Genomic DNA, 12,069 nt, shown 5'->3' on the forward strand with positions numbered 1-12,069 from the left:
TTACTTGAGCTCGAGCTTGGCCCGCTCGGCGTAGACCTGCGCGGGGGTCATTTGTTTGCGCAGGCCTTTGACCTCATCGGCAGTGTAGGGCTTGAAGTCTTTGAGCAGGCGGTCGTTGCCCCAGGCAGTGGCAATGTAGTTGAGCAGATCGGCGAGCTGTGCATCGCTGAGGCTGGGGAATCCCGGCATGGGGGTGTTGTAGTTGGTGGCGCCTACACGGATGCTGCCCTGCAGGCCGTTGACAACCACCAGGGGCAGGTAGGCCCGCCCACCTTTGGCATTCAGGATGTCGGCGACGTGCCCGGCCAGGGGTGGAAAAGCGCCGGCCACGCCTGCTCCATTGGGTTGGTGGCAGCCCTGGCACACCGCATAGGCCTGGCTGGGGCTGGTCGCGCTCGAGGTGGTCTGGGGGGCGGCGGGTGCGCTGCTTTGTGGGCCAAAATTCTCGGCCAGATACGCCACAAGGGTCTTGCGCTCCTCCGGGTTCACCTGGGCCCCAAAACCGATCATCTGCCCGACGATAAAGTCCCAGTCGTTGGCGTTCAGGCGCTGGCTGGTGACGACTTCCAGCCCATGGCAGACGGCGCATTTTTGCTCCAGCAGGGCCTTGCCAGGCCCCTCCGGTAGCTGTGCCTGCCCTAGCGCCAGGAATAGAGCAGCACACAGTCCAACCCAAGCCCACACGAAGGTTTTTTTCATCATTGGTTCCTAACTGTTTTGTACCAGCTTTACCAAGCTAAATGCAGACCTGGTAGGGGTACATCTTGGTGAAGCCTAGCGAACTTTCTTTGATCGGGGCGGAGAGGCCCCAATGGGAACTTTCCACCCCAACTGGGTACTGGGCAATTTGGGCTAGCCCACCCGAATCCTGACTTTGTCTACGGCGTTCCACTCGTAACCGTTGGGGTTCCAGAAGATGGCCCCGTCAATCGGCTGGCTGCGCCCCAAGGCGTCGGTGGCGCGCGACCAGATCTCGCTGTCGCCGGCAGCCACCAGTACCCGGATGCGCCAGCGGTACCAGCCGTAGGGTGAGGAGGGTTTTTCCAGGGTGGCAGCCTGCCAGCTCCGGCCCTGGTTGGTGGAGACCTCCACGCTGGTGATGGGTGCCGAGCCGTCGTTCCAGGCCACCCCGGTTACGTCAATCAGGCCGCTCACGGCTTCACCCTCGGTGGGGCTGAAGATAATGGACTTGACGTTTTGCCGCCAGTTGGGCCGGCTGTTGTCGAGGGTGAACTGGAAGCTGCTGCCCACTGGGATGGGGTTGTTGGGCACGCGGTAGCGGGGAATCATGGTGTTGTTGTTGGAAGGGGCGGCCTCGAGGCGCAGCTTGTTGACCCACTTTATGTTGTTGATGCCGTAGTACCCCGGCACAATCAGGCGCAAAGGCCCACCGTGTACCGTGGGCAGCGGCTCGCCGTTCATCTCGTAGGCCAGCATACCGTTGGCCAGAATGTCGGACAGCGGGATGCTGCGCTCGATATCGGCGGCGTTGGGGTTGGCGGGCTGGTCGGCGCCCTCGGCGGTGAGAAACCGGGCCTCGGCCTTGATGCCTGCAGCCTCGAGCAGGTTGGAGAGCTTAACCCCCTTCCAGCGCACGTTGGCCATAGAGCCGCGCTCCCACTGGGCGCCGCTGGCTCGGGCATATTTAGAGAAGAAACTGCGGCCGTTGCCCGAGCACTGCAGTACCATCTCGAGCTCTGTGGCCGGCAACGCTTTGAGCTGGGAAAGCCGTAGGGTGATGGGGCGATCCACAAGGCCGGTCACTTCCACCGTCCAGTCGCTGACCTGGGGCGGAGCGGTGGTGGGGGTCATGCCCGGTGGCACCGGCTGGTTGTTGCGGATGTACATGATGCTCTTGGGGGTGAGGGCGTGCTGCCGGAGCAGGCTGACGGGGGTCTCGAGTTCGATGGGGTTGGTGTTGCGTACGATTAGGCCGGGGTCTTTACCCGCTACCAGCGTATCGGCAGTGGGTTGTTGCTGGGCCATGCCCATGCCCATCAGGCCTACCGCTGCACCGGCTGCGGCAGATTTTTTTAGAAAGGTGCGACGATCCATCTCGAGTTGCTCTAGATCCAGCTCTTTTTCTTTTTCCTTCATACGAGCCTCCCTGTCGCTTGACGAAACAATAAAGCTTGGTAAGGTTGGTTGCTGTTTTCTCAACTATAACCACCGACCCATAGATACTCAAGAGGGGTATATAAAATAAAGCTATAACGGCTATTCGCTTCGGGATAAAGCGGGTTCTACTACGGCTCGAACACCCCGCCGGCCAAAGCGCCGGGCCAGCTCGCCCTCGCCCAGTACCAGCACAGTGGGCCGCCCGTGTGGGCAGACCCAGGGCAGTTCGCAGCCGGCCAGCGCGTCCAGCAGGGCCTGGGCCGAGGCGCTGGAGAGCGGGTGTCCGGCCTTGATGGCCGGCAGGCAGGCCAGCCGGGCCAGTACTGTGCGCCAGGCAGCAGCGAAGCTCGAGGCCCCCAGGCTGCCCTTCACTACCTCGCCCACCAGCGAGGGGTAGCCAGCCAGGAAGGCTGGTATGGTGCGGACGCGGTACCTGCCAGGGCCAAAGGGTTCGATCTGCAACCCGGCCTGCTCGAGCGCCTCCAGCCGTTCGGCCAGGTTCATCTCTTCGCCCAGGCTCAAGGAAAGCAGCTCGGGGTGGGGCAGCTCGAGCGGGGGCTCCTCGAGGTAGCGGCGCGACAGCTCCTCGTAGAGGATGCGCTCGTGAGCGGCGTGCTGATCCACCACATACAGCTCGTCTCCGGCCTCGGCCAGCAGGTACAGCTCGCGGAAGCTGCCCAGGTAGCGCAGGTGCGGGAAGTGGGCCCGCTGCACCGGGGCCGGGCCGGTGAGGGGGGTGGGTTCGGGCAGGGCGCGGGCCAGGGGGTGGGCCGAGAGCAGTCCCTGCACGGCCTGGGAGACAAAGCCCAGGATGGCCTCGGGCCGGATGAGCCTGACCCTGGACTTGTCGGGCGAGGTGTTGATAAGCAGGTGATCGGTGGGAAGCTCCAGGTTCAGCACCCCCACCGGAAACTGGCCGGCGGGGAGAAGTTCCTTGTAGGCGGCCAGCACCGCTTGTAGCAAAGGCTCGGGCCACTCCACCGGGCGCCGGTTGAGCGCCAGCAGCAGCCGGTCGCGCCGGGGGCGGGAGAGTTCTGGCCTGGAGAGCAGGCCCCGCAGGGTAAAAGGCCCCTCGGCGGCCTCGAGCGGCAGCAGCCGGTTGGCGACCACCGAGCCCCACAGCAGCTTGACCACCTCTGCAAAGCCACCCCCGGCGTGGGCGATTTTTTCCTCGCCGTCCACCACCAGCCGCAGGGCTATTTCCGGGCGGTGCAGCAGGTAGCGCGAGACCAGGTGCACCACCTTGCGCGCCTCGGCGGCGGGGGCCTCGAGGGCGTTGCGGCGGGCGGGCAGGTGACAGAAGAGCGCCGTCACCTCGACCTGGGTTCCGGCGGGGGCAGGGTGTTCGAGCAGCTCGGTTTTGTCCTGAAAAGCCGTCAGGGTGGCCCCGCCGAGCTGCTGGGGGGGCCTCGAGGTGAGCCGCACCTGGGCGGCCTGGCGGATGGCCCACAGCCCCTCCCCCCGAAAGCCCAGGGTGTGGATATTTTGCAGGTCGGTGAGCTTGCTGGTGGTGTGGTGCTCGAGGGCCAGTTCCAGCTCCTCCTTGGGGATGCCCAGGCCGTTGTCGCGCACCAGGATTTTGTCCAGCCCCCCGCCCCACAGCTCGATGTAGAGCCGAGTGGCGCCCGCGTCCAGGGCGTTCTCAAGCAGCTCCCGCACCACGTCGGCGGGGCCCGAGATCACCTCACCGGCGGCAATCTCGCGGATGAGTTCGGGTGGCAGTTTGCGAATCATACCTGCGAAAGGCGTTCCGCTTCGGCCTCCTGGGGGGCCAGGCCCCGGAGCTGGTCCTGCAGCCGGCGCAGGAACAGCAAGGCCTCCAGGGGGCTGGTACGGGCCAGGTCGAGCTGCAAAAGCTCTTCCAGAATCTCCTTGGACAGCCCCTTCTGGCTGGCTTCCAGACTCTCTAGCACGCTTCTGGCCCGCTGCAAGACGGCCTGGGGGAGCCCTGCCAGCCGGGCTACCTCGAGGCCGTAGCTCTGGCTAGCCGGGCCAGGCAGAACCTGGTGATAAAACACCAGCCCCCCTGCTTCCTCTTTGGCAGCTACGTGGGCGTTGCGGGCCGCGGCCATGCGCAGGGGCAGGGCGGTGAGCTCGAAGTAGTGGGTGGCAAACAGGGTGTAGGCCCGCACCTGGTCGTGCAGGTACTCGCAGGCCGCCCAGGCCAGGGCCAGCCCGTCGTAGGTGCTGGTGCCGCGCCCGATCTCGTCCAGCAGTACCAGGCTCCTGGGCGTGGCCCCCTGCAGGATGCCGGCCAGCTCGTCCATCTCCACCATAAAGGTGCTGCGCCCGCCGGCGATATCGTCGGAGGCCCCAATCCGGGTGTAGATGCGGTCGAAGAGGGGCAGGGTGGCCGACTCGGCGGGTACGAAGGAGCCCACCTGGGCCAGCAGGGCGATCAGGGCGGTCTGCCGCAGGTAGGTGGATTTGCCGGCCATGTTGGGGCCGGTCAGGATCAGCAGCCGGGCCGCCGGGCTCAGCGAAAGATCGTTGGGGATGAAGGGGTTGTTGCGTTCCACCACCGGGTGACGCCCGGCCACAATCTGCAGGGTTCCATCCCGGGAGAAGCGGGGGCGGCTGTAGCTGTACTCCACCGCGGCCTCAGCCAGTGCAGCGTACACGTCCAGCTCGGCCAGCACCTGGGCAGCCTGGCGCACCTCGTCGGCGGCCTGGGCCACCCGTTCGCGCAGCTCGAGGAAGACTGCGTACTCGCGCTTGACGGCCTCGGTCTCGGCCTGCAGAATTCTGCGCTCCTGCTCCTTGAGTTCGGGTGTGCTAAAGCGCATGCGGTCTTTGAGGGTTTGCAGGGCCCGCCAGTCCTGGGGCACCAGGGCGTAGTGGGGCCGGGTGACCTCGAGGTAATACCCAAACACCGCGTTGTAGCCCACCTTCAGGTTGGGGATGCCGGTCTTCTCGCGCGCCTCGCTTTCCAGCCGGGCGATCCAGGCCCGCCCCTCCTCGGCCCGCTGACGCAGCTCGTCCAACTCGGGGTCGAAGCCCTCGCGGATCAGGCCGCCGTCGGTAATTTTGAGCGGTGGATCTTCTACCAGCGCCGCGGCGATCTGCTCGGCCACCGCCACCGGCTGGGGCAGGCGCTCGGATACGCTCAGGAGCGGCCCTACCCCGGCCAGCAGTCCGGCCAGCTCGGGCAGCAGCGCCAGGCTGCGCTGCAAGGCCGCAAGGTCGCGGGGGCTGGCCCGTCCGGCCAGCAGGCGGGCGGCCAGGCGCTCGAGGTCGTGCATTCGGTAGAGCACCTTGCGCACCTCGGCCCGCAGCACCCCGTCCTTTACCAGGGCCTCCACCGCATCCAGCCGGGCTTGCAGGGGGGCTTCCTCCACCAGCGGATGCCGCAGCCAGGCCCGCAGCAGACGCCGCCCCGGCGCGGTGCGGGTCAGGCCCAGCACCCCCAGGAGGGTGCGCTCCTCGCTGCGGTCGCCCACAAAGCTGGGCTCGAAGATCTCCAGGGTGCGCAGGGTGGCCTCGCTAAGCTGCATGAAGGCGCCGGGGTCGTAGCGCACGAAGCTGCGCACCTGGGGCAGCCCGTTTTCCTGCACCCGCAGGGCGTAGGCCAGCACCGCCCCCGCCGAACGCTGCAGCGCGGGGTGCTCGAGGCCGGCGGGCAGGGGGTTGAACTGCTTGTGCAGGGCGGCTTTTCCTACCCCGTCCTGAAAGCCCTCCTCCGAGAGCATCACCGGAAAGCGCCGCTGGAACTCCTGCAAAAAGGTGGGGTTGTGGTACAGCTCCGAGGCCAGCAGCACCTCGGCGGGCCGGAAGCGGAAAAGCTCGTCGTATAGGGCGCTTTTGCTATAGAGCACGCTGCCCCGAAACTCCCCGGTGGAGACGTCCAGCAGGGCCAGGCCGTAGCCGTCGCCGGTGCTGATGGCGGCCAGGTAGTTGGCTTCTGGCTTCAGCAGGTTCTCGCGCAGGATGGTGCCGGGGGTGAGCAGTTGCGTGACCTCGCGGCGCACCAGCTTGTCGGCCTCTTCGGCCAGCTCGACCTGGTCGGCCACCGCCACCCGGAAGCCCAGTTTGAGCAGTTTTTCCAGGTGCACGTCCACCGCGCGCACCGGAATGCCGGCCATGGGGGTGGTGAAGTCCTTGGCGGTTTTGTGGGTGAGGGTGAGGTTCAGGGCCCTGGAGAGCCGCTCGGCGTCCTCGCCGAAGGCCTCGTAAAAGTCGCCGACCTGGAATAGCAGCAGGTAATCGGGATAAGCGTCCCGCAGTTCGACGTACTGCTCGAGCAGAGGTGGTAGGGGCCCCGGCCCCTGGCCCTTGAGGGTCATGCTCCCCATGATACCCCCAAGTAGCCGGGTTCAAGGATGGGCGCTTGTGTTGTGCAGGACAGAGGAAGAACTACCGGGCCACTTCCCAGGCCAGGTGCTCGAGCTCGGGCTTGATTAGCTTTTCCCAGGCTACCTTCACCGCGTTGGGCGAGCCGGGAGTGGAGATCACCACCTTTTGGCGGTAGGTGCCGGCGGTCGCCCGCGAGAGCATGGCCGCGGCCCCCACCTCGCTGTAGGAGAGCATCCGGAACAGCTCACCGAAGCCCGGCATGGGTTTTTCAATCTTGCGGGCCAGCACGTCGTAGGTGGTGTCGCGCGGGGCGATGCCGGTACCACCATTGAACAGAATAATTTGTGCTCCGCTGTTCACCATCTCCTCGAGGGCCCCGGCCACCTGGTCGGGCTCGTCCTTGATGATGCGGTAGCCCACCACCCTGTGCCCCAGCGCCTCAATTTCGGGCTTAAGGTAGTGGTAGTTGGTGTCGGTCTCGGGGGTGCGGGTATCGGAAACCGTCACGATGGCGAGGTTCACCGGGCCCCTGGTTTTGGCGATCTCCTTGTGCTTTACGGTGCTCTCGGACATATCTGTTTATACCGACTTCATAAAGAAACGCATAAAAAGAGGCGCATCTTTGTGCGGCCTGGCTTACTCCTGGATATTATTCTACGCTACACGCTCTCAGACCAGGAGCCTCATAAGCCTTCACACCCATCCCCGCTACAAAAGCCTCATACCAAGGGCTTGCTTAAGCCATAGGCCTCGAGCATCCTGAACACCAAATCGCGGGTTTCTTCGTCGTCGGCGTAGTTAACGCTGTCGCTGGAAATTACCAGCACCGGCGACAGGTCGTAGGCCCTAATCCAGGCTTCATAGAGGCGATTGAGGGAGGCCAGGTACTCCAGGGGAATGTGCTGCTCGTAGTCCCGCCCCCGGCGGGCGATGTGGGCCTGGAGGGTCTCGACCGAGGCCCGCACGTAAATGAGCAGATCGGGTTTCCGCAACGCTGGCGCAATGCCCTCATAGAGGGCCAGGTAGGTCTGCCAGTCGCGCTCGGCCAGGTGGCCCGAGACCCGCAGGTTCTGGGCAAAGATGAAGGCGTCCTCGTAGATGGTGCGATCCTGCACCACGTACTGGGCGGGGTTGATCTGCTCGAGGTGCTGTTTGAGCCGCTTGGCCAGAAAAAACACCTGCGACTGAAAGGCCCAGCGTCCCATGTCGGAATAAAAGTCGGCCAGGTAAGGGTTCTCGTCCACGGTTTCGTAGACCGGCAAGAGCCCGTAGTGCTGGGCCAGTAGCCCGGTCAGGGTAGACTTGCCGGAACCAATGTTGCCTGCGATTGCGATATACATGGTGATTGTGAAGCTAAGGACTAAAAAGCCAGGTTATATGCAGTGAGGCTGGGCTTCCCCAGATCTGGATATCTGGCACTACGAACGCTTCAGGCTGGCGATGGGCGAGGGGTTGGGCTGGTGGTCAGAGCGAGCAGTGAGCCCCAACTTTTCCTGCACCTGCCGGACTATCCAGTCCTGGTCGGCCTCGAGCTCGGCGAAGTTGAACTCCTGGGTCTCGAGAATCCAGAGCGGATGGGGGTAGGTGGCAAAATGGTGCTCGTAAAACTCGTGGAGACGGGCCAGGTACTCCGGTTCCATCTGCTGCTCGAAGGCCCGCCCCCTCCGCTGGATGCGCTCCAGGATGACCGGCAAAGGCGCGCGCAGGTAGAGGGTCAGATCGGGGGTGGGGATTTTGGGCGCCAGACTTTTGTAGAGGTCGTTGTATAGATCCCACTCGGCCCCGGAGAGGTTCATGGCCGCAAAAATGGCGTCCTTGTCGAAGAGGTAGTCGGCCACCACCCCACCGGTAAACAGGCTGGGTTGGGCCAGGGGCAGCAGTTGCTTGTACCTCGAGAGCAAAAAGAAGACCTGCACCTTGAAGCCGTAGCGGACGGGGTCTTGATAAAAAAGTGGCAAAAAAGGATTTTCTTCCACTACCTCGAGCAAACTCTCGGCTCCCAGCCGCTCGGCCAGTAGCCGGGCCAGGGTGGTTTTACCTACACCAATTACCCCTTCAATCGCGACATACATCCGCTTAAGGCTAAAAGCTAAAAGCCCAAAGGGGAAGTCTTGACAAGCGGGGGCAGAAGCCTTTTTCCCCGCCCAGGCAGTCGGCGCGATGGCCTAGCGCCGGGCAATCATGGTCACAACCACGTCCAGCCGCTGCCCGTTGCGCCAGATGGTCAGGTTCACCCGGTCGCCGGGGCGGTAGCGGGCGATGGTCTGGGTGACCTCGCTGGCGTTGCGCATGGTGCGGCCACCCACAGCCAGGATGATATCGCCCAGACTGACCAGCTTGCCGCGCTGGTCGCGCTGGGCCGGGCGCAGGCCGGCCCGGGCTGCCGGGGAGCCGGGTTGCACCTTTTCGATCATGGCCCCGCGGGTGGAGAGCAGGCCCACCCGTCCCAGCAGGATGGGGTCGAGTTCGTCTAGGTCGAGCAGGGTGGCCCCCAGGTTGCCGCGCTGGGGAACGCCGAAGCGCTCGAGGTCGCTCACGCTCTGCCGCACCAGGTCGCCCGGAATCGCCACCCCTACCCCGCCCACGCCGCTCAGGTCGCCCAGGGTGGCGTTGGCTACCCCCACCACCCGGCCCTGCAAATCGAGCACCGGGCCCCCGGAGTTGCCCTGCACGATGCGGGCGTCGGTAAAGAGCAGGTCGCCAATTTCTGCGCCAATCTCGGGGTCGAGGTCGTTTTTCTCGGCAGAAGTGGGGCCAATGCCGGCCAGAATGCCATACGAAGCCAGGTTGCGCTGCCCAAAGGGGCTTCCAATCACCACCAACCCCATGCCCACCGGCAGGTTCTGTGAGCTGCCAAAGGAAAGCTGGGCCGGGGCGGTCACGCCCTGCACGGTCAGTATGGCGATGTCAATGCCCTTGTCCACTGCAAACACCTGGGCCGGAAAGGTGCGCCCATCGAACAACTCCACGCTGATGTCGCGCAGATCCTGCACCACGTGGTAGTTGGTGATGATGCGGCTGGGGGCATAAAAAAAGCCGGAGCCGTTGGTGGGGCCTTCGTTGCCAGTCTGGGGGTCGCGCAGGATGCCAAAAATCTTGACCACTGCCGGTAAAGCCCGGCGGATGACTTCTACCCGGGCCACCTCCTCGGGGGTGGTGAGGCGGGGGGCCTGGGCCAGGGCCTGGGATAGGGTAAGCAGAACCAATAAAATGACCATGCGCATCGTCAACAAACCTTCTACATTGTCATATGCCGGTGTGGAGTTATCAATAGCTGGTTCTTACCGGTGCAAAAGACACTTTTCCCTGTGCAGGTAGAGCAAGGCGTTCAAAAAGGGTTTTGGGGGGTTATTCAAGAAACCTTAATATGCCCCTGAACCTGAATCTGGTCGGGGTATGGCATCACGGCAGCAGCCTGAGGCCCAGCCGGGGTGGATCGGTGGGGTAGAGGTTGTCCAGTGCTACCACTACAATCCGCGCCCCACCCCGTCTACCCGAAAGCTGGGAGGCCAGGACTACGAATTCCTCGAGGGCGATTCCCCCCTTGGCCAGTTTTTCGGGCACCCAGCCTGCCTCGCTGAGCCGGTTTTCGGCGTTCTGGCTCAGGATATCAAGACGCCGGCGCAGCTCGGCCTGGCTGGCCGGCAGGATCAGGTAGGTGGAGGCCAGCACATCCCCCTGGGAAAAGGCCTGTTCGCGGGCCCGGTACTCGACCACCACCCGCGCCCGCCCATCGGCGCCGATGCTTTGGATGCGGGCCAGAAATATCCCCGGCTTGAGGTTTGCCAAAGTCGGGTTCTCCAGGATCTCTGCACCCCGCAACCCGATCAGACGAACCCGGCTGTCGACCCGTCGAGTAATCTCGTTCAAGGCCACCAGTTCGTTGCCTGGTAAGACCAGCTCCTCTGCCAGGAGATTCTGGCGCAGGTTTTTGTCCAGACTGGCGACCAGCGTCTGATTGCGCTCACGCAATTGCTGCAATTCGCGCTGAGCCTCAGTAAGCTTGCTCTTGAGCTCGCTGTTGCTGCGCTGCAGCGCCTCGAGCAGACGGTTATCACTAGGAGGCGTCGAAGTAGAGACGCCGCTCAGGATGGCCACGTCCCCCTCGAGACTGCGCTTGTCGGCCTCGAGCTGGCTCAGACGGCTCTCGAGCTCCTTGGTACGAGCCTGGAGGCTACTCAGGCGGGCTCTGGCCTCGCGGCTGGCGGCTTCGAAAGCCTGTAGCTGCTGCTTGGCTTTACGGGCCTGGGCCAGGAGTTCTGTGCGACTAGCTAGCAATTGCTCCTTTTCCTTCAAGAGCTGCTCTTTTTCCTGCAGCAGACTGGTGCGAGCCTGCCTGAGCTGATCGAGGGTTTTGCGCTGAGCGGTGCTGTCTGCCTGAAGTTTTTCTACTTCCTGGCGTAGCTTTTCCCGCTCCACCAGAGCATTCTCCAGATCCTGGCGGGTTTGGCGCTGGAACTCGGCGTTCTGCGCGAGCTGCCGGGCTAGCAGGGTATTGTTTTTCTCAAACTCATCGCGCTCGAGCTTGAGCTGCTCGTACTGACTAAAGATACTGGCCGCACGGCTTTCCAGTCGTCCCACCTCGGTGCGCAGTCGGTCGCGCTCCTGTCGTACCGCCTCGGCCTGCAAGATGGTCTCGCGGGCATCCCGCACCACCAGAAAGAAAGCCCCAAAAGCCCCCAGTCCAATGAGCACCCCGGTGCCCACGGCCACCAGGGTTGCGGTGGTCTTGGGGCGCAGTCCCAGAAAGCGCCAGTGGCGCTTGCCCACCCGCTTGGCCACCAGGTCGCCCACGTAGGCTACCAGTCCGGCCACGAGCACCAGGAGGATGAGGATGGCCCAGAATGTCATAGGGAATAGATGGGGGCGGCGAAAAGGTCAAAGCTCGTACTCGTCCCCCAGGTAGTGGGTTCGCACCCCTGCGTCTCGAGCGAACTCCTCAGGTGAACCCTGGAAGGCCACCTGGCCGTCGTACATCAGGTAGATGCGGTCGGCAATGGCCAGCGTTTCGCGCACCGAGTGGTCGGTGATGAAGATGCCCACCCCGCGCCGCTCGCGCAGTTCGGAGATGAGTTTCTGAATGTCGTGGACGTTTTTGGGGTCTACGCCGGTGAAGGGCTCGTCCAGCAGGATGAAATCGGGGTTGGTGCAGAGGGCGCGGGCAATTTCCAGTCGCCGCCGCTCGCCCCCTGAAAGGGTGTAGGCATATTTGTCGCGCAAGTGGCTAATGCCCAGCTCCTCCAGAAGCTCGGCAGCCCGCTGGGCCCGCTCGGCTTTGGAGAGGGGCTGGAACTCCAGCACCGCCAGCAGGTTTTCCAGGGCGGTCATGCGGCGGAAGGCCGAGGGCTCCTGGGGCAGGTAGCCCAGCCCCAGTCGGGCCCGCTTGTACATGGGCAGCCGGGAGACATCCCGCCCGCCCAGGCGGATCTGCCCGGCGTTGGGTTCGATGAATCCGACCAGCATGTAAAAAGTGGTGGTTTTGCCGGCCCCGTTGGGGCCGAATAGGGCCACAATCTCGCCGCGGGAGAGCTCGAGGCTTACTCCCCGCACCACCTCCCGCTTGCCGTAGCGCTTGACCAGCCCAATGGCCTCGAGGCGGGTGGCAGGGCTCTTGGTTAGGCCAGGACTCTGTTGCAATGCCGCTTCCATCTGGTTATC

The 12,069-nt window shown here is 64.1% G+C and carries 10 protein-coding genes; all 10 read right to left on the minus strand.

The window, feature by feature from the left end:
* The 10 genes from Q0X18_RS01670 to lptB all read right to left on the minus strand — a co-directional run bounded on the left by Q0X18_RS01670 (position 1) and on the right by lptB (position 12,060).
* On the minus strand, positions 1 to 702 hold the full coding sequence (locus Q0X18_RS01670) for a c-type cytochrome (protein ID WP_297557694.1): 702 nt from the start codon (positions 700 to 702) through the stop codon (positions 1 to 3).
* Positions 703 to 852: 150 nt separating this feature from the next.
* Positions 853 to 2,097, minus strand: coding sequence for a molybdopterin-dependent oxidoreductase (locus tag Q0X18_RS01675; RefSeq protein ID WP_297557695.1), 1,245 nt, complete (start codon positions 2,095 to 2,097; stop codon positions 853 to 855).
* A gap of 120 nt (positions 2,098 to 2,217) precedes the next feature.
* Positions 2,218 to 3,852 carry a DNA mismatch repair endonuclease MutL gene (mutL, locus tag Q0X18_RS01680; protein WP_297557698.1) on the minus strand — a complete coding sequence of 545 codons (1,635 nt, stop codon included), beginning with the start codon at positions 3,850 to 3,852 and terminating at the stop codon, positions 2,218 to 2,220.
* Positions 3,849 to 6,410 carry a DNA mismatch repair protein MutS gene (gene mutS, locus Q0X18_RS01685; protein WP_297557701.1) on the minus strand — a complete coding sequence of 854 codons (2,562 nt, stop codon included), beginning with the start codon at positions 6,408 to 6,410 and terminating at the stop codon, positions 3,849 to 3,851. The genes mutL and mutS overlap by 4 nt, the downstream gene beginning before the upstream one ends.
* 61 nt (positions 6,411 to 6,471) lie before the next feature.
* On the minus strand, positions 6,472 to 6,984 hold the full coding sequence (locus Q0X18_RS01690; protein ID WP_297557703.1) for a molybdenum cofactor biosynthesis protein B: 513 nt from the start codon (positions 6,982 to 6,984) through the stop codon (positions 6,472 to 6,474).
* Positions 6,985 to 7,130: 146 nt separating this feature from the next.
* On the minus strand, positions 7,131 to 7,751 hold the full coding sequence (locus tag Q0X18_RS01695; RefSeq protein WP_297557705.1) for a deoxynucleoside kinase: 621 nt from the start codon (positions 7,749 to 7,751) through the stop codon (positions 7,131 to 7,133).
* A 78-nt stretch (positions 7,752 to 7,829) separates the two neighbouring features.
* Complete coding sequence (locus Q0X18_RS01700) at positions 7,830 to 8,483, minus strand: deoxynucleoside kinase (RefSeq protein ID WP_297557708.1); 654 nt, start codon at positions 8,481 to 8,483, stop codon at positions 7,830 to 7,832.
* Between the two features lie 93 nt (positions 8,484 to 8,576).
* Complete coding sequence (locus tag Q0X18_RS01705) at positions 8,577 to 9,635, minus strand: S1C family serine protease (protein WP_297557711.1); 1,059 nt, start codon at positions 9,633 to 9,635, stop codon at positions 8,577 to 8,579.
* Positions 9,636 to 9,813: 178 nt separating this feature from the next.
* Positions 9,814 to 11,262 (minus strand): DUF3084 domain-containing protein, encoded by a 1,449-nt coding sequence (locus tag Q0X18_RS01710; RefSeq protein WP_297557713.1) that lies wholly within the window; start codon positions 11,260 to 11,262, stop codon positions 9,814 to 9,816.
* Between the two features lie 27 nt (positions 11,263 to 11,289).
* Positions 11,290 to 12,060 (minus strand): LPS export ABC transporter ATP-binding protein, encoded by a 771-nt coding sequence (gene lptB, locus Q0X18_RS01715; protein WP_297557716.1) that lies wholly within the window; start codon positions 12,058 to 12,060, stop codon positions 11,290 to 11,292.
* Positions 12,061 to 12,069: the final 9 nt, after the last annotated feature.

It is taken from the genome of Meiothermus sp., assembly GCF_026004075.1.
Lineage (GTDB): Bacteria > Deinococcota > Deinococci > Deinococcales > Thermaceae > Meiothermus.